The organism is Pseudoalteromonas sp. QJM3NY_22, assembly GCF_056173065.1.
On record NZ_CM149655.1, the window covers coordinates 2,471,757 to 2,489,344 of the forward strand.

Annotated in this window: 14 protein-coding genes, 2 tRNA genes and 3 pseudogenes; 13 read left to right on the top strand and 6 right to left on the bottom strand. The window is 39.2% G+C overall.

Going from position 1 to position 17,588, the window contains the following annotated elements; all coding sequences use genetic code 11:
• Positions 1–215: 215 nt before the first annotated feature.
• A complete protein-coding gene (locus tag AC0VZ4_RS11205) occupies positions 216–2,438 on the top strand; it encodes an NADP-dependent isocitrate dehydrogenase (protein ID WP_475439704.1) in 2,223 nt (740 codons plus the stop codon).
• A gap of 495 nt (positions 2,439–2,933) precedes the next feature.
• Here AC0VZ4_RS11205 and AC0VZ4_RS11210 read toward each other — a convergent pair whose 3' ends face one another.
• The 3 genes from AC0VZ4_RS11210 to AC0VZ4_RS11220 all read right to left on the bottom strand — a co-directional run bounded on the left by AC0VZ4_RS11210 (position 2,934) and on the right by AC0VZ4_RS11220 (position 6,462).
• Positions 2,934–4,181 (bottom strand): amidohydrolase family protein, encoded by a 1,248-nt coding sequence (locus tag AC0VZ4_RS11210; protein ID WP_007375661.1) that lies wholly within the window; start codon positions 4,179–4,181, stop codon positions 2,934–2,936.
• Positions 4,182–4,193: 12 nt separating this feature from the next.
• Entirely contained in the window at positions 4,194–5,576 is a 1,383-nt protein-coding gene (locus tag AC0VZ4_RS11215; protein WP_475439705.1) for an amidohydrolase, read from the bottom strand.
• A gap of 100 nt (positions 5,577–5,676) precedes the next feature.
• A complete protein-coding gene (locus AC0VZ4_RS11220; RefSeq protein ID WP_002962505.1) occupies positions 5,677–6,462 on the bottom strand; it encodes a hypothetical protein in 786 nt (261 codons plus the stop codon).
• A 250-nt stretch (positions 6,463–6,712) separates the two neighbouring features.
• On the opposite strand from AC0VZ4_RS11220, the gene AC0VZ4_RS11225 reads away from it, so the two are divergent.
• Positions 6,713–7,036 (top strand): DUF3718 domain-containing protein, encoded by a 324-nt coding sequence (locus tag AC0VZ4_RS11225; RefSeq protein ID WP_475439706.1) that lies wholly within the window; start codon positions 6,713–6,715, stop codon positions 7,034–7,036.
• On the opposite strand, the gene AC0VZ4_RS11230 is transcribed toward AC0VZ4_RS11225, so the two are convergent.
• Together AC0VZ4_RS11230 and AC0VZ4_RS11235 are read right to left on the bottom strand one after the other, a co-directional pair.
• The gene (locus AC0VZ4_RS11230; RefSeq protein WP_475441638.1) at positions 6,991–7,959 is read right to left on the bottom strand and encodes an IS30 family transposase; all 969 of its coding nucleotides are present in this window, start codon (positions 7,957–7,959) and stop codon (positions 6,991–6,993) included. The two genes, AC0VZ4_RS11225 and AC0VZ4_RS11230, sit on opposite strands and share 46 nt — an antisense overlap.
• Before the next feature lie 258 nt (positions 7,960–8,217).
• Positions 8,218–8,910: a hypothetical protein gene (locus AC0VZ4_RS11235; RefSeq protein ID WP_007375657.1), complete on the bottom strand. Its 693-nt coding sequence runs from the start codon at positions 8,908–8,910 to the stop codon at positions 8,218–8,220.
• 123 nt (positions 8,911–9,033) lie between these two features.
• On the opposite strand from AC0VZ4_RS11235, the pseudogene AC0VZ4_RS11240 reads away from it, so the two are divergent.
• The 5 genes and pseudogenes from AC0VZ4_RS11240 to AC0VZ4_RS11260 form a co-directional block, all read left to right on the top strand.
• A pseudogene (locus AC0VZ4_RS11240) lies at positions 9,034–9,444 on the top strand (fructosamine kinase family protein); the annotation flags it as partial.
• A gap of 76 nt (positions 9,445–9,520) precedes the next feature.
• Positions 9,521–10,690, top strand: a complete 1,170-nt coding sequence (locus AC0VZ4_RS11245) for an IS4 family transposase (protein WP_475439707.1) — start codon at positions 9,521–9,523, stop codon at positions 10,688–10,690.
• Positions 10,691–10,698: 8 nt separating this feature from the next.
• Positions 10,699–10,953: a hypothetical protein gene (locus AC0VZ4_RS11250; protein ID WP_475439708.1), complete on the top strand. Its 255-nt coding sequence runs from the start codon at positions 10,699–10,701 to the stop codon at positions 10,951–10,953.
• Between the two features lie 7 nt (positions 10,954–10,960).
• Positions 10,961–11,437 (top strand): annotated as a pseudogene (locus tag AC0VZ4_RS11255) (fructosamine kinase family protein); the annotation flags it as partial.
• A 115-nt stretch (positions 11,438–11,552) separates the two neighbouring features.
• Positions 11,553–11,756 carry a CPXCG motif-containing cysteine-rich protein gene (locus tag AC0VZ4_RS11260; protein WP_007375655.1) on the top strand — a complete coding sequence of 68 codons (204 nt, stop codon included), beginning with the start codon at positions 11,553–11,555 and terminating at the stop codon, positions 11,754–11,756.
• A 1-nt stretch (position 11,757) separates the two neighbouring features.
• Here AC0VZ4_RS11260 and AC0VZ4_RS11265 read toward each other — a convergent pair whose 3' ends face one another.
• Positions 11,758–12,384: a riboflavin synthase gene (locus AC0VZ4_RS11265; RefSeq protein WP_033015721.1), complete on the bottom strand. Its 627-nt coding sequence runs from the start codon at positions 12,382–12,384 to the stop codon at positions 11,758–11,760.
• A gap of 128 nt (positions 12,385–12,512) precedes the next feature.
• On the opposite strand from AC0VZ4_RS11265, the gene AC0VZ4_RS11270 reads away from it, so the two are divergent.
• The 6 genes and pseudogenes from AC0VZ4_RS11270 to AC0VZ4_RS11295 all read left to right on the top strand — a co-directional run bounded on the left by AC0VZ4_RS11270 (position 12,513) and on the right by AC0VZ4_RS11295 (position 17,561).
• Positions 12,513–13,883 carry an MATE family efflux transporter gene (locus AC0VZ4_RS11270; protein WP_475439709.1) on the top strand — a complete coding sequence of 457 codons (1,371 nt, stop codon included), beginning with the start codon at positions 12,513–12,515 and terminating at the stop codon, positions 13,881–13,883.
• Entirely contained in the window at positions 13,864–14,910 is a 1,047-nt protein-coding gene (locus AC0VZ4_RS11275; protein ID WP_475441644.1) for a DUF3080 family protein, read from the top strand. Before AC0VZ4_RS11270 ends, AC0VZ4_RS11275 begins: the two co-directional genes overlap by 20 nt.
• Before the next feature lie 110 nt (positions 14,911–15,020).
• Positions 15,021–15,097: transfer RNA gene (locus AC0VZ4_RS11280), tRNA-Val, on the top strand.
• Between the two features lie 253 nt (positions 15,098–15,350).
• Positions 15,351–15,427: transfer RNA gene (locus AC0VZ4_RS11285), tRNA-Val, on the top strand.
• Between the two features lie 194 nt (positions 15,428–15,621).
• A complete protein-coding gene (locus AC0VZ4_RS11290; protein ID WP_475439710.1) occupies positions 15,622–16,260 on the top strand; it encodes a DUF6444 domain-containing protein in 639 nt (212 codons plus the stop codon).
• Positions 16,261–16,302: 42 nt separating this feature from the next.
• Positions 16,303–17,561: pseudogene (locus AC0VZ4_RS11295) on the top strand (IS256 family transposase).
• Positions 17,562–17,588 lie beyond the last annotated feature (27 nt).

A 17,588-nucleotide genomic window follows, 5' to 3' on the forward strand; every position in this document is an offset into this window, starting at 1 on the left:
ATTTTTGTTGATTTTTTAGCTATAAATACAATTCTAGTTCGTCAGGTGTGACTATTCTGCTTTTATAAAAAAGCAACGCTGAGTACCAACACCTAACAAACTATTCATTACGAGCGTACGTGTTTATTAACTTGTTTAATAATATTTACTCATTAGTAATGATTTTCTTTGCATTGTTGAATAAGACCTTATCGGTCAACTATCTAGGAATGATGATGACATCAAAAATTATCTATACAAAAACGGACGAAGCTCCGGCACTAGCAACTTACTCGTTGCTACCGATCATCCAAGCATATACAAATGCGGCCGGTGTTGAAGTTGAAACTCGCGATATCTCATTAGCAGGTCGTGTAATTGCTAGCTTCCCTGATTATTTAACACAAGAACAACGCATTGGCGATGCACTTGCTGAACTTGGCGAGCTTGCTAAAACACCAGAAGCGAACATCATCAAATTACCAAACATCAGTGCATCTGTTCCACAGCTGCGAGCTGTAATTAAAGAGCTTCAAGCAAAAGGTTACGCGCTTCCAGAATACCCTGTTGAACCTAAAAATGATGAAGAAAAAGCAGTTCAAGCTGCTTACGACAAAATTAAAGGCAGTGCAGTAAACCCAGTACTACGTGAAGGTAACTCTGATCGTCGCGCACCAGGTTCTGTAAAAGAATATGCACGTAACAACCCACATTCAATGGGTGCGTGGAGCAAAGATTCTCAGTCTTACGTTGCAAGCATGAGCGAAGGTGATTTCTTTGGGTCTGAGCAATCAGTCACTGTAGATACAGCCACTGATGTGCGTATTGAACATGTTGCAACTAACGGTGACGTTACTGTTCTTAAACAAAGCACACCTCTTTTAGCTGGCGAAGTAATTGATGCATCAAGCATTAGCGCTTCTAAGCTTCAAGCTTTCTTGGCTGCTGAAATTGATGCTGCTAAAGAAAAAGGTGTTTTATTCTCGCTTCACATGAAAGCGACAATGATGAAAGTATCTGATCCAATCATCTTCGGTCATGCTGTAAAAGTATTCTACAAAGATGTGTTTGCTAAACACGGTGAGCTTTTTGAAGAGCTAGGTGTTGATGTAAATAATGGTTTAGGCGACGTATATTCTAAAATTCAAACATTAGACGGTGCTAAGCGCGAAGAAATTGAAGCAGATATTCAAGCTGTTTACGCTAGCCGCCCTGCTATTGCTATGGTTGATTCTGACCGTGGTATTACAAACTTACACGTACCAAGTGACGTGATCATCGATGCATCTATGCCTGCTGCAATACGTTCAAGCGGTCAAATGTGGAATAACGATGGTAAATTACAAGACACTAGCTTTGTAATTCCTGATCGTTGTTACTCAGGTATTTACCAAGCAACTATCGATTTTTGTAAAGTAAATGGCGCGTTTGATCCAACAACTATGGGGAGCGTTCCTAACGTTGGCCTTATGGCTCAAAAAGCGGAAGAATACGGTTCTCACGATAAAACATTTGAAGCTAAAGCGGACGGTTCTATCCGTGTCGTTGATGCTAATGGTAATACATTACTTGAGCACAGTGTTGAGCAAGGCGATATCTGGCGTATGTGTCAGGTTAAAGACGCACCAATTCAAGATTGGGTTAAGCTTGCAGTAAATCGTGCACGCGCAACAGGCGTTCCAGCTATTTTCTGGTTAGACGAAAACCGTGCACATGATGCGCAGCTAATCAAAAAAGTAAATAAATACCTACCAGATCACGATACAGCTGGTTTGGATATTCAAATTTTAGCACCGCTTGAAGCAACATTGTTCTCATTAGCGCGTATTAAAGAAGGTAAAGACACGATTTCTGTAACAGGTAATGTATTACGTGATTACCTTACAGACTTATTCCCAATTTTAGAGTTGGGTACGAGTGCTAAAATGCTTTCAATTGTTCCACTTATGAACGGTGGTGGCTTATTTGAAACTGGCGCGGGTGGTTCTGCACCTAAGCATGTTCAACAATTCGAAAAAGAAAACCACTTACGTTGGGATTCTTTAGGTGAATTTTTAGCACTAGCTGCATCGCTTGAGCACCTTAGCGTAACTACGGGTAACAACAAGGCACAAGTACTTGCTGATACACTAGACAAAGCGACAGGCACATTCCTTGCTGAAAACAAGTCTCCTTCACGTAAAGTGAAAGAAATTGATAACCGTGGTTCTCATTTCTTCCTATCTTTATTCTGGGCACAAGAACTTGCTAAGCAAAATGATGACAGTGAACTTAAAGCACAGTTTACTCAAATTGCTAGCGACCTTGAGTCTAATAAAGAGCAAATCGTAAGTGAGCTTAACGATGCGCAAGGCCCTGCAGTTGATTTAGGCGGTTACTTCCAGCCTAACGATGATGCAGCGTTTAAAGCGATGCGTCCAAGCACTACATTTAACGATATTCTTGCTAAATTAGTATAAATATTGGTTTAAATTTAAAAGCCGCTTACTTGTAAAAGTAAGCGGCTTTTTTATGTCTGATACCAATTCGCTTAATTAAGTGATCTATTTTTAGGATGGAAAAACGTGTTGATAGCTAGGCAAAAAATTTGCTATTTAGTCGTTCTCGGCAATTGCTCCTGCATTGCTCTACCTTCTGCATCCATGCAGTCGTAAATGAGAATTTTTTAACACAGGTAGCGACACGTTTAGCCCCGCAAAATGATTAAGTATTATTGCGGATTGGTATAAACTTTAAAAAAGGCCGCTATTTATAAAATAGCGGCCTTTAAAATAATTAAATTTATTTATTTAATTAATTATTTAGTATCATACCAATTCGCTTAATTAAGTGATCAATTTTGAGGCAAGAAAATCTTGTCGATAACAAGGCAAAAATTTCGTTATTTAGTTGCTCTATATCAGAAATTTTTAACGCAGTTACCGTCAGATTTAATCCCTCAAATTGATTAAGCATTATTGCGGGTTGGTATAAGCCCGTGGCATTTTTGAGTCAGTTGTATAGCGGTCACGCAGTTTATCTTGACGAGATTGTGTAGATACCTCAACCCCATTGATAAACATTTTGCTCACATGGCTGCTTAGTTCAAACGGGTCATTACTCCACATTACTACATCAGCGGCTTTACCAACTTCAAGGCTACCTGCATTAATACCAAATACATCAGCAACGTTTGATGTAACCGCTTTTAACGCACCTTCTTGGCTCATACCGTACGACACAGCATTACCAGCATCGAAACGTAGCTGATATATGTTGTGGCTTGCATCGCCACCTACCGTTAATAATACTTTAACGCCTGCTTTTTCAAGCACACTAGCATTATCTAAACTCGCATGAAGCGAATCAAAACTTCCTGGTAAGCTATCCATTGCACTAATGATCACTGGGATATTTGCTTTAGCAACGCGCTCTTTAACTACAACAGCATCTTGCGCACCGTTAAGCACTAAATTAATGCCAAATTGCTCTTTCACTTTAATGAGCTCAATAATATCAGCCGCACGTGATACGCCAACCACTAATGGCATTTCGCCAGTGAGTACTTTTGCCATGACTTTATCTTCAGTACTTGGTTTGTCATCATCTTTTTTGGCTTTTTTACCAGCTTTAGTTTTGTGCTCATCAAGCTTATTAATCAGTGTTTGCAAAGTAAAAGCACGAGAGCCTTTGCTGCGCTCACCTAAGTAAACAATTAAAGCGGCCTGTTTTTGTATGTCGCTGTCAAAACTACCACTTAAATCAACAACACTCGCAAGGCCTGAAAAAATGCTATCGCCGCCATGTGGAGTAATTACATCGCGTGTTACGCCGCCTTTACGAGCATAAGGCACTAAGCTTGAATGAGCGTTGTAAGCCAAGCTTACGTCAAAATCGATACCGGCTTTATCCTCGCCTGCATCGCGCGAGCCCGCAACTGCACTTACTTCAACTAAACCAAGTTGGTTAATACTTGCAATAAAGCCAGGGGTTACAATTTGACCTTTTGCATCAATAACCTTATCGGCTTTCACTTCAGTTGGGTTAATCGCGGTGATTTTACCATCTGTCATTACAATGCTTGCCGCTTCTAATACACCTTGATCAGATGACGTATGTAATGTCGCATTAATAATTGCTAGCGATTGTGCGCTTACAGCACCAGATGCTAATAATCCTGCAGCAACCAGAGAAAGCGAAAACGAACGTGATAAATTTTTCATTCTGGGTGCTCCTTATTGTTGACCTAACATAAAATCACTTACTGCTTGATACGCGCTGTCGTTTCTATCGTAAACTTTTACACCATCAACAAACACTTGTTCAGCTTTAGCATAAACACTAAATGGGCTTTGATTCCAAATAACAACATCGCCCTGCTTACCGGCTTCTAGTGAACCTGTTTTGTCATCAATACCTAACGATTTAGCAGCGTTAGACGTGATCCATTTAATAGCGTGTTGCTCAGAAATATCAAAACCATTTTCGTTAGCGCGGTACATAACCTTGCCCGCTTCTTGGTTTAAACGCTGAATAGTAGTATCTGAATCTGAGTGAACAACTGCACACGAGTTTTTAACCGCATCAACAATAGCCACGTTTTCTTGTACCATATCGTAGGCTTCCATTTTAAAGCCCCACCAGTCTGGCCAAAGTGCAGCACACGAACCATTTTGGGCAAGTAAGTCAGCAATTTTATATGCTTCTACACCGTGATGAAAAGTACCTGCGTGGTAACCAAATTCTTTTGACAGGTCAATCATCATTGCCATTTCTTCAGCTTTATAACAATGATTATGAATCATCACTTCGCCTTCAAGCACACCGCGTAGCGTATCGTGTTTAATATCACGTACTGGTGCTTCTGGGTTTAAACCTGCCGCGTAATCGGCATCGTACTTATCCCATGCACGTTTGTATTCAGCAGCTTCAGCCCATGCCATACGGTAACCAGCCATATTACCCATACGAGTTGAAGGCAGCACGCCTTTGCGACCATAAACACGTTTAGGGTTTTCACCACATGCCATTTTTAAACCATACGGCGCGCCAGGAAATTTCATGCTTTGCATAGTGTGTGCAGGTACATTTTTAAGCGTAACACCGCGACCACCAAATAAGTTAGCTGAGCCTGGTAAAATTTGCAGAGAAGTAATGCCGCCTTCGCGGGCGCGGTTAAAGCCTGGATCTTGTGGCCAGACAGAATGCTCAACCCACACTTCTGCAGTGTTAGGGCTGGTCATTTCGTTACCATCTTGATGCGACTCAACCGACGGGCTTGGGTATGCGCCTAAATGTGAATGTACGTCAATAATACCCGGTGTTACCCATTTGCCTTGTGCATCAATTGTAATATCAGCAGTGGCTGTTAAGTCTTTACCGACTTGTTGTACTTTGCCGTCAACAAGTAATACATCTGTTTCATCTAAACGCTCACCAGTACCTGTTAAAACGGTGGCATTGGTAATTAATGTGCTAGATGTAGAAACTGGCTGATAAGTACTTGGGTAAGGGTTTTTGTTAATTGTTATTTTATCGTCTTGCGGGCCGTTTTCTTGGCAACCTACAAGTGCAGCAGCTAAGCCCACTGCTAATAAAGAAGGTGCAAATTTTTGCATGTTGTTTGGATCTCCTGTTTTTTTGCTACTTTAGCGAAAGCTAAGGAATAAAGCCAAAAAAACAGGTGAAAACGCAGTTAATTAAGATGAATATCTGTAATTATTTCTTTATATAATTGTTATACAACTTTTCAAGCGCACCTTCGGTGGTAAGCGAGGGGTCTTTGCTTATAAAGTGCTTTACCGTACGCGTTACAAAATCAGAGTTTTGCTTATGTAGCTTTGAAAAATCTTTAATAAGTGTATTACCGTCTTTAGCTGCAGTTACTTTGTCATGACGGTGACGATACTGGCTCAATGCTTTATTAAAATCACCTTGGTAGTCTTCAACCAAAATTTTATAAAAGTCACTTTTTTGTACGTTTAAATCATTAATGCAGTAATTTAGCGCTTCTTTAAAGTCGGTAAATATCATGCCCTCTACATCAAACTCTTTCGTTTTTTCACGCACTGCTACTTTGGCATCTTCTGTGGCATAGCTAAAACCCGTAAAGGCTAAACGCTCAGCGGCTTCTTTTCCTAATTTCATACCCGCTTGAATACTATGGGCAAACTCGTCGCTCATGTCGCCAAGTTCGCTTTCTTCCCACATGTTATAAACGCGCAGTGGTTTAGCATATTTATTTGAGAGCTTTTTTTTAAGCTTGGTAAAACGCTCATCAATCGTCATCAGTCTTTCGTTATGTAAAAGTGCATGACACTCATAACACGCAGGGATAGAGATAAAGTCAGCCTCTTCACCTAAATCAACAATGCTTTGTAGCATATGCAATGGCGGACAATGGTCGCGCTCTGTTGCTTCACAACCACAATAAAAACACTGGTTAAAATGCTGCTGATCGCAAGCGTATGCTTGCTGATAATAACTGGCTAACGTTTTGCTCACCGTTGCTCCTAAAAAAACACGACTAAATTATGGGGGCGATAATAACAGCCTGAAAAAATAAATCAGCTGTAATAAAAAAATTTATATAAGTGTGTCAAAAAACATACTTAAATTGCTATTAATTCATACATCTAATTATAAGTGTGTATTAATCACATACTTGCTTACAGCTTGTTGCATTTGGTTAACAGCTTTTTTATTCAATTCGTTTAATACTTACCCTGCACCCGCAAATAATGAGGAATAAATTATGAACATATTAAAAGCAACTTTATATACCGGCTTAGTATTAAGCGCGGCACTTATTACAACACCTACTTTAGCAGCAAAATTTGTTGCTGCTGATACAAGCCCAGGTACACAGGCTTGTATGGCTGTTGCGTCTAATAAAGCCTATAAATTGCGTGCAACACTGCGTGATTTACGTACCAGTAAAGCCGCCATCAACAAACTGCAATGTAATAACTTACCAATAACAGAGTTTGTATCACTTTATAATTTCTTGAATTCAAGTATTAAGTGCAATCATTATGCAGCCACCAGAACTTCTGATTGCCCCGTAAATAACTCATGAGGGGTTTTATACCCTCTTGTTTTTCTTGGCCGATGGTTGAGCTTATCAACTGCCGCCTGTATTTCTGCTTCACTTAGCGACATAAAGTCAGTTCCCTTGGGGAAGAAGCGTCTAAGTAAGCCGTTGGTATTCTCATTTATGCCCCGCTCCCATGATGAATATGGGTGAGCGAAATACACATCCGCTTCTAATTTTTGTGCAACATGCTCATGGTGAGCAAACTCTTTTCCATTATCTAAAGTCACGGTAATAACCTTACCTTTATAGGGTGTCATACACTTGATCAGCGCATCGGCTGTTATTTTCGCATGCTTGCTTTCAATTCTGTGAACGACTGTATATAACGTTTTACGTTCAACCATTGTAACAAGGGCATTTTTACGCCCTTTGCCTATCACTGTATCGCCCTCCCAATCACCAATCCTAGACTTTGAATCCACAATACTTGGGCGTTCATCAATACTGACTCGATTAACTATCTGTCCACGTTTATCGTAGCTTCCATAGCGTTTTTTATACTTTTTACATGCACGAGTGAGTGTCTTATGTAGTTCACCACCACGAGCCTTGTCTCTGTAAATATATTGATAAATCGTTTCATGATGCAAAACGACCTTTTTCTCTAAAGCTAAGCGGCCTGCCTCCTGCTCTGGCGAAAGTCCGTCAACCAACAATTTATTAATCCAGTCAGTAACATCATCTGTTAACTTACTTGCTTTGAAAGATGACTTGCGTCTTTGCTCTGCAAAATTATTGGCTTGGTTAGGTCGATAGCCTTTAAGCCCTTTATTGCGTTTTAACTCTCTAGAGATAGATGACGGTGAACGAGTGAGTTCATCAGCTATCTGTTTTTGGTTATTTCCTGCTTTTATTAACGCGTAAATCTGGTATCTTTCTGCTTGTGTCAGCTGTTTATATTTCATTAAAGCAATTTCCTTTGGCGAGAGAATGGCCGAATTATAACAGCTGGCCATCTAATCTGAGAAATTGCACTTATTATCCGAATTTAGGTTTAGATAAAAGCGCTAATTATCTAAATATTGAAGCGACAACACGCACATCAATTAAAGATTTAGCCAAAGTAAACATACCTACAGTAACTATTATTACAAGCCCTAAATAAATGGCAGCTAAAAAGCAATTAAGCAGGCTGTTAAACCGCTTGCTTAATTCATTTTAAGTTAGATAATCACCGCTATTAAGCCAAATAAACCACCAAATACACCGCCCCACACAACAAGCCAGCCTAGGTGCTCGCGGATCATAGTTTGAATAATCTCTTTCACCATCTTAGGGGTAAGCTCATCTAAGCGCTCATCAACTAGTTTAAGCACTGTTTTATATAAACTCTCTGCGCTGTTACCTTGTGAAAGTGTTTGGGTTACTAATGCTTTAAAATCGTCAGTTTGAGAGATCTCACCAAGCGACAGTTGCATTTTTTCAATAAACTTTTCACGCATTGGCTCTATTGCCGCTGTACCGCCAAACATTCCTAGCATACTGCCAAACTGAGATTGCTCTATTACTTCTAACAAATTGTCAAAAGCAGGGTTTAAATCAACATTGCTAATTATTGGCTCAAAGTCGATATTTGGCTGTGCTTTATTTAGTAAATTATTAATTTTTTGCTCTGAAAAAAACTCCGTTAATATTAAGTTTCTTATGGCCACTTTAAAACTTTCAAATTTAAGTGCTATAACGCCTGAGCCATATAAAAACGGAACCTTTTCGAATAACATATGAATAGCCAATAAATTAGTTACCGCACCAGAAAGTGCAAATAAACCAACAGATAGCACAATTGCTTGGTTAAACACAAAACCTACAACAACACATAAACCTGCTAGCGAATTGGTTATTAAACTTTTGTTCATTCTTACTCCATTACAGTAAATGTAGTTTATGCAATATAGCCGTTAATTTTACAACGTTTAGATTGTTAAATTAATTCCTTTTTGCCATAGTTTAACTATCTGTTTAAAAGGTGAGCAATTGTTATGTGGAAAACAGTAAACGAGCACATCAGCCAAGCTATTCATTATGATTTTAAACACACCCACAAACGCCAACTACAAAGTTCCAGCTCCGATAAACTATTTCATTTAAGTAACGGTACACAAAACTACTTAGTAAAAGTAGCATTAAAAAATGAACTCGAACGTTTTGAAAGTGAAGCTATCGGTTTAGAACTTTTAGCACAAAATAGTGTATTTATGGTGCCCGATTGCATTGTAACAGGTGCAAACATAGAATTTTCGTTTATCGTTTTAGAATGGCTAGTACTTGATAAACAACCTCATGATACGTGGTCTGCTATGGGTAAAAACTTGGCTAAAATGCACACCATACATGAACAGGCTATGTTTGGTTTTGATGTAGACAATTATTTAGCTACAACCATACAACCCTGTCTCTTATACACAAGTCTTTGAATATCGTTAAGTCTGTGATCTAATCGATCATCATCACTCATAGATTTATCATATGCACACAAACACTTCTGAAGAATGGGCTCAATTAATTTTTGGTAATGCTAATTTAGGAGATCCGAGACGCACCCGACGATTAGCTCTACTAGCAAGCGATATGGCTGAGAATGCAGACAGCTCAATTGTTAAGGCTTCTGATACACCCGCAAAAATTGAAGCCGCTTATCGTTTCATTAGAAATGAGAAAATATCCCCTCAAGCGATTGCCGATTCAGGATTCTCACAAACGAGTGAAGCGGTAAAGCAGTTGCCTTTGGTTCTCGCTATCCAAGATACGACAGGATTGACATTTAAACACAGTGTTTGCAAAGAATTAGGCGATGTGAACTGTGCAAATACATTAGGAAAACCATCAAAAACAAGAACGCTATATGCGCATTCAACTTTAGCAATTGATGCAGATACGGAGCACGTTATTGGTTTACTCGACCAGTACTATTGGTTTAGGAAATCAAAGGTTAAAGGGACTAAAGATCAACAACAGCAACGCCCTTACGAAGAGAAAGAAAGCTATCGCTGGCAACAAACATTAATGGATATAAAAAAACGTACAGGTGAATTATCAAATATACTTAACATCTGCGACAGAGAAGCTGACATTTATGAGTACATGACTTACCAAAAAGATGAAGGGCATCGATTTTTAGTCAGAGCAAAAGAAAATAGAAAATTAATAGAGCCTCAATGCAATCTCAATCAGTTAATAGAAACAGCGCAGGGTCAGTGTTGTTACACTATTAATATAGCGCAACGTGCGGGAAGAAAAGCGCGTCAGGCCCGAATTACATTGAGCTATCAACCTATAACACTCGCCAAGCCTAAGCGAGTACAAGGGCAAGAATCACCGACATTGAGCGTCAATGTCATTGTCTGTCAGGAAAAAGAAAGTACGCAAAAAAATCCATTATGTTGGATTTTATATACGACAGAGCCCGTAAATACAGCAGAAGATGCCCAGAAATTAGTAAGATACTATGAACTTCGCTGGCGTGTAGAGGAGTTTCATAAAACATGGAAAACAGATGGAACCGAAGTAGAAGATTTACGTTTGCAGCACAGTGATAATATTTTACGAATTGCGATCATTAAGGCGTTTATTGCTGTCAGGTTATTACAGCTGCAAAATATGGCGCAAAGGAGTGAATTAGACAAAGAAGTGAATTAGACAAAGAAGTGAGATGTACAACTTGTGTTAAAGAGATGACGTGGAAATTACTATGGGCAAAGGTTGAAAAGGATGTGTTGCCGGATAAAGTACCGTCTCTCCATTGGCTATACTATAGTTTAGCGAAATTGGGAGGGTGGTATGACAGTAAAAGAAATGGTCGAGTTGGCGTAAAAGCACTCTGGAAGGGGTGGTTGAAATTAGCAGAAATGGTCGAATCTGCCGAATTGTTAATATCAATTCAGCAGACAGAAAAGTTGTGATCAAGAGACAGCCATACAACCTAACCGCCGGCATAAAAAATGGGACGTATTTTATGCCGAAGAACGTATCGGCTGGCAATTACAGTTACTCGCTGAAAAAGGCATTAACTTTGTTGAACCCGAACGCTTAATAAATACGATAAAAGAACAACTCCATAGCCATCAAGTAGAGCCATCATTGCTGCACGGTGATTTTTGGCGCGGAAACATGGGGTTTATCAATATGCTTCCAACCGTATTTAATCCAGCTTGTTATTATGGTGATCGGGAAGTTGATATTGCGATGAGCGAGTTGTTTGCCCCGCTCCCTGAAAATTTTTATACTGCCTACAATCAGCAATATCCGCTTTCGCAAAACTATCAAAAACGAAAATTGATTTATCAATTATACCCAATTTTAAATCACGCTAACATTTTTGCTGGACACTATCTCACTGAAGCAAAACAACATATAGAAATGCTCACAGCAACCAATGTAAAATAAGTGTCACAATCCTCCAGACCGACTATATTTAGTAAAGTAAGGAGTTCAGCTTTGATCCATTAAGTTTTTGCTAGAGTTATTTGCAACCACTTAATTATTTATAACTGGAGTGATTATGAAAGACTTTTTGTCACAACGAATCGCCTGCCCACATTGCGGACACCACATTCATTTAGACTTAGATGCAAGTATGGGCGATCAAGATTATATAGAAGACTGTGCAGCCTGCTGTAACCCAATTCATTTAAACATGCATATAGACTATGCTAACAATAAATTAGAGCTACACGTAGACAGCGACGACGAACAAATATTTTAATTTAAACCTGATGGCGTAAGTAATTTTCTACCGTGTTTACAATAGTATAAGTTTGCTGATCTACTTCAATATTTAGCTTATCACCTACTTGTGCTGCACCAATGTTTGTAATAGCGAGCGTTTCGGGAATAAGGTGTAACCAAAATCCTTGCTCGTCAATTTCACCCACGGTTAAGCTTGCGCCATTTATAGCAACAAAGCCTTTATATAACACATACTTTTTCCACTCTTTTGGTAAGCTTAATTGAATTTTACAGTTATTCTCAAGCTTCACAATTTGAGAGATTTGTGACGTACAATGAATATGCCCAGACACTATATGCCCACCCAATTCAGTACCAAACGTAACTGAGCGCTCGTAATTAACTAAGCTGCCTAGCTCAAGCAACCCTAAATTAGTTAGCTTTAGGGTTTCGTCAATCACATCAAAATGTACTTGCGCCACCACATCATGGTTACTTAGTTCAACTTGCACAACAGTTAAGCAACACCCGTTAATAGCTATACTTGCGCCTAAATCTAGGTGTTTTACATATTCATCACTTACCGATATAACTAAACGTAGAACGCCGGCTGTTTGAGTTTTAGAAACCACTGTTGCTTGCGTTTGCACTATTCCTGTAAACATAAAATCACTTAAAATTATTACAAAGTGATAGTTTAACGTATCAACTAATAAAATCATTCACAACTGAGATTTTTATTTGAAACACAATAGATTACAATTGTGTTCTGTTTTATTAAATAGCTGTTTTTATGACCTTTTGTAATTGGGAAGCTAAACGCTTACTCTCTCTTGCTCTTCCTGTTTTTTTAGCTCAAGTTACCCTTGTTTTAATGTCGGTGGTCAACACTATTATGGCCGGTCAAGTAAGTCCTACAGATTTAGCGGCACTGTCTATTGCCACAGGTATTTGGAATCCTTTGTTACTTGCATTACAAGGCATTTTATTAGCGCTCACCGGTATCATTGCACAGTACGCAGGTGCGAATGACAAAAAAGGTATTAGCCATTATTTTCAACAAGCCCTTTATTTAACCGTACTATTGAGTGCTATAGGGTTCGGTATCACTTATCTAGCCGACATAATTATATTAAGGCTCGATACCAGCCCAGCAATTGCAAGCCTCGCTTTTGACTACATTCATTTTGTTAAATGGGGTGTATTCGGCTTTTTAATTTTTACCACTTATAGAAACATGACCGAAGGCATGGGCATGACTAAACCCGCTTTTTACATAAGCTTGCTGGGTTTAGCTGTGAATATTCCGGTAAATTATATTTTTATAAATGGTTTATTTGGTTTACCTGCCTACGGCGGCGCGGGTTGTGGTATTGCAACAGCAATTGTTTTAACTGTTATGGCAATTGCACAAGTGACTTACTGCCAACTAAGTAAAAAAGTAGACGCCAAAGGCCTACTTACTCCATTTGAAAAACCTAACCTAGCCACCATTGCAACGATTACAAAATTAGGTATTCCAATTTCATTAGCCACCTTTTTTGAAGTAACCTTATTTGCCTGTATACCGCTATTTATAGCGCATTTAGGCGCTGTGGCTGTATCAGGCCATCAAATAGCAGCGAGTGTAACTACATTGCTGTTTATGATGCCGCTAAGCCTCTCTATCGCTATAAGTATTCGTATTGGTAATCTATATGGTCAAAATAATTTACAGCAGTTAAAAGTTGCCGTATCAACTAGTTACATATTAGCTATTGTAATTGCACTATTTTTGGCACTTATGACTTTTACAGGTCGTGATTTAATTAGCCAACTGTATACCGACAGTCCCGCTGTTATGGCATTGGCTTCATCAATTATGATTTTAGCGTGTATTTACCAATTACCTGATGCACTCCAAGTTGCAGCAAATGGCATGCTCCGTGGGTTAAAATACACCACGCCTATATCGTATATTACGTTTATATCGTATTGGTTAATCGGCTTTTGTTTAGGTTACGTATTGGCAAGAACAGACATAATTGTGCCAGCTATGGGGCCGCATGGCTTTTGGGTTGGAATAATAGTAGGCCTTAGTGTCGCTGCAATTTTATTAATGCTAACAGTAAGAAAGCGTCTAAAATATGAATTTGTTAACAGTGATGCACTCAATCAAAACTAATAAGCTCAGCCTTAAAACATTACCAGCTGCTTTGCTGGTAATGTGTTTTTTAATGCTTACAGGCTGCAACAAACCACAAAGTACTGTAAACGCTACTTATATTGAACGCTTAAGTAGCACAGTTAATGCAAGCCCAACACAGTCTGCGCCACTCAAGCAACTCCCTTTACTGCAGCCTCCCCCAATAGCACAAAGTGACTTAACACTAAGTATTGTTGAGCTTGCAGGCATTAGCCAATGTAAGCTTAACGTACTTATAAGTGAGCACAATAACCAATTAGGAAAAACAGCCAGCGCTGCTGGGCAATTAAAATATCAAATAAACTTTATTAAAAGTGCGCAGGTTTGCTTAAATACGCTTGATAAAAATAGCCCTAGTTACACAAAAATACTCGCAGCCAAAAACTATAAAGAAACACACCTAATGTACTTTTTTAATACCATGTTATTTAAAGAATCTGAGTTAAATCGTACCTGGCAACTCACCTCAAACGAGCTCACTACTGAACCCGCTGGTTTTCGCGATACCGTATTTGCGCTAAAGCAACTTGTACTCATTAAGCAGCAAATTAAGGCTAAAGAATTTAGTGAAATTAATAGCGACTCTATTTTTAGCGCACTCGAGCAGCTTAATAAATTTCAATTTAACCAAGCACTCATTCAATCGTCCCGTATGCAGGTCGTGTTAAATAACAACGCCACACAGTTTGTAAAAACACTAAACTTTAATACGCTGTGCCCAAAGGATAAAAATAATAAAAACGCAAAAATCATAAGCAACGTATTTCAAAAGTTTTACCTAAAAGAAATTCAGCCCTATCAAGCGCAATTAACTGGTTATCTAGAGGTACTACAACCGCTTTATAACGAGCTTTGGTTTAACGAAAGTATCTCAAGCCCTCAAATTAATAACTTAGTCAAAATGGGCTCGACAAGTAACTTACTGAACTTGCTTAAAAGCTCAGCTAAAAAACATGTGGTTTGGTGGCAAGGTTTTTATAAAACGTGTGAAATAAGCCCAATATGAATAAAAAAACGGCAAATAAACTTAAAAACAACAAACTTGCTTGATTCACCAACCACCACGCTATATATTAGCCGTTGTTAAGCAATTAACACCTACTTAAATAAAGTAATACGACTGTAGCTCAGTTGGTTAGAGCACTACCTTGACATGGTAGGGGTCGGTGGTTCGAATCCACTCAGTCGTACCAACATTTAAGTAAAATAAATAAAAGTACATCTGAAGGAAAAAGCACTACCTACTCTTGATCACCCGGTCCAAAGGTCAGTAGTTCGAATCCACTCAGTCGTACCAACGTTTAAAAAAAGTATAATTGAAGGAAAAAGCGCTACCTACTCTTGACCACCCGGTCCAAGGGTCAGTAACTCAAATCCACTCAGTCGTACCAATATTTATTCTTAAATCAGAGAATAAATTTATTTAAGTAAAACCTCAAAAATTGTACGACTGTAGCTCAGTTGGTTAGAGCACTACCTTGACATGGTAGGGGTCGGTGGTTCGAATCCACTCAGTCGTACCAAATAAGATAGTTACAGTCAAAATATTGGCAACATTCAACAACTACAGCATTAATATTTACCGGTATATGGACTTAAAAATAAAATTTTTGTAACTATTCACCATGGTAAATTATTTTCAAAGGATCTTTTTTAACTATTGACCGATCCCGCCAGTATGCCAAGCTAGGGCTATGACCTAATAGCCCTAGCTTCAATGAATTTAAACAGCATCAACATCGACGAAATCGTTGAGAAAACCAAAGCTCAATTACAAGAAGGTAAAACTCTCACGCCTGCGCTGAAGATGTCTATTGAACTCATTCTGGTTGTCGTTGTTATGTTAGCAAGTAAATTAGGACTTAACAGTAACAATAGCAGTATCCCGCCATCAAAAGACATCAACCGAAAAAAACAAAACAAAGAGAAATCAGCCAAGTCAGCGGGTGGTCAAAAAGGCCGTGCAGGTAAAACACTAACCCAAACACAGACGCCTGATGAGATCAAAATCATCCTAGTTGAACGTGATTTTTTACCGAAAGGTCACTACCGTGAAATTGGCTTTCAAAAACGACAGGTTGTCGATATAGATATCAGGAAAGTGGTCACTGAATACCAAGCACAAATTCTGGAAAATGAGCAAGGTAAGCGTTTTATTGGTGAATTTCCAGAAGACGTTAACAGTCCTATTCAATATGGGGTTGGTGTAAAAGCCCATGCAGTTTACCTATCCCAATATCAATTACTCCCTTACAACCGCATTGAAGAATATTTTTGTGATCAACTCGGTATTCCAATCAGGAGCTATAGTCGTTTCTGGTGTATGAGAAAAAGTCATTGCGATGTAATCTGTTAATTGATCTTGACCAGATCAACAATTAACCAGAGAGACATCGCAATGACTGAAAATGATAATGTTATTTCCATTGAAAAACCAGACAATCCGTTAGAGCAGTTGCTTAAAAGCGGGGCGCAGCAGTTGTTAGCTCAAGCGATTGAGGCTGAGTTGGCTGTTTTATTGGCTCAATACCAGCATGAGACCGTCGAGGGACTTCAGCGGATCGTCAAAAATGGTCACCAGCCTGAGCGTACGATCCAAACAGGCCTTGGTGATATTGAGGTCAAAATACCTAAAGTCAGGGATCGAAAAAAGGAAGGCATTAAATTCAATAGTGCCTTGATCCCGCCTTATCTGAAACGGACAAAAAATATCGAAGAGCTGATCCCATGGCTCTATTTACGAGGAATTTCGACGGGTGATATGCAGCCCGCTTTAGTGTCTCTTTTAGGCGAGCAAGCCAAAGGTTTGTCGGCCAATAGTGTCTCTCGGTTGAAATCCACCTGGGAAACGGAGTATCAGCAGTGGTCTAAACGTTCCTTGGCTAAACGTCGATATGTGTATATCTGGGCCGATGGGATTTACAGTAAAATTCGAATGGATGATAAGCTGTGCTTACTGGTAATTATGGGGTAGATGAAACGGGCAGAAAGGAGCTATTGGCGGTGGTTGACGGGGTTCGTGAGTCTGAGCAGAGCTGGACTGAAGTGTTAAATCAGTTGCGCTCACAGGGTCTAACAATACCACCAAAATTGGCCATAGGGGATGGTGCGCTGGGGTTTTGGAATGCCCTCACCAAAGTATGGCCAACAACCCAACATCAACGTTGCTGGGTGCATAAAATCGCGAATGTGCTAAACAAAGTGCCGAAATCAATGCAACCTAAAATCAAAGCGAATTTACAAGATATCTGGATGGCAGAGAGTCGAGCTTCTGCTTATAAAGCGTATGATTTATTTGTTAAAAATTACTCAGTCAAATACCCAAAAGCGACGGATTGCTTGATGAAGGATAAAGATGAAATGCTGGCATTTTATGATTATCCTGCTGAGCATTGGATGCACATAAGAACGAGTAATCCGATAGAGTCAACGTTTGCGACGGTAAGGCTGAGAACGCATAAAGTGAAGAGTTGTGGCAGCCGGACAACCACCTTAATGATGGTTTTTAAACTCGCGCAGTCGGCAGAGAAAAAATGGTACCGCTTGCGAGGGTTTAAGCTACTGGCTGAAGTAATTACAGGGGTAAAATTTAAAGACGGCGAAAGAATAACTCAAGATCAAACAGAGCATCAAGATGAGCTCATACACCAGATTTGACAATAACTCTGTTATCAACCACAATTA

What these genes read in the sequence shown, in the direction of transcription:
- AC0VZ4_RS11205 (WP_475439704.1), top strand. Translation starts at nt 216, where the DNA reads ATGACATCAAAAATTATCTATACAAAAACGGACGAAGCTCCGGCACTA.
- AC0VZ4_RS11210 (WP_007375661.1), bottom strand. Translation starts at nt 4,181, where the DNA reads ATGAAAAATTTATCACGTTCGTTTTCGCTTTCTCTGGTTGCTGCAGGA.
- AC0VZ4_RS11215 (WP_475439705.1), bottom strand. Translation starts at nt 5,576, where the DNA reads ATGCAAAAATTTGCACCTTCTTTATTAGCAGTGGGCTTAGCTGCTGCA.
- AC0VZ4_RS11225 (WP_475439706.1), top strand. Translation starts at nt 6,713, where the DNA reads ATGAACATATTAAAAGCAACTTTATATACCGGCTTAGTATTAAGCGCG.
- AC0VZ4_RS11230 (WP_475441638.1), bottom strand. Translation starts at nt 7,959, where the DNA reads ATGAAATATAAACAGCTGACACAAGCAGAAAGATACCAGATTTACGCG.
- AC0VZ4_RS11235 (WP_007375657.1), bottom strand. Translation starts at nt 8,910, where the DNA reads ATGAACAAAAGTTTAATAACCAATTCGCTAGCAGGTTTATGTGTTGTT.
- AC0VZ4_RS11245 (WP_475439707.1), top strand. Translation starts at nt 9,521, where the DNA reads ATGCACACAAACACTTCTGAAGAATGGGCTCAATTAATTTTTGGTAAT.
- AC0VZ4_RS11260 (WP_007375655.1), top strand. Translation starts at nt 11,553, where the DNA reads ATGAAAGACTTTTTGTCACAACGAATCGCCTGCCCACATTGCGGACAC.
- AC0VZ4_RS11265 (WP_033015721.1), bottom strand. Translation starts at nt 12,384, where the DNA reads ATGTTTACAGGAATAGTGCAAACGCAAGCAACAGTGGTTTCTAAAACT.
- AC0VZ4_RS11270 (WP_475439709.1), top strand. Translation starts at nt 12,513, where the DNA reads ATGACCTTTTGTAATTGGGAAGCTAAACGCTTACTCTCTCTTGCTCTT.
- AC0VZ4_RS11275 (WP_475441644.1), top strand. Translation starts at nt 13,864, where the DNA reads ATGCACTCAATCAAAACTAATAAGCTCAGCCTTAAAACATTACCAGCT.
- AC0VZ4_RS11290 (WP_475439710.1), top strand. Translation starts at nt 15,622, where the DNA reads ATGAATTTAAACAGCATCAACATCGACGAAATCGTTGAGAAAACCAAA.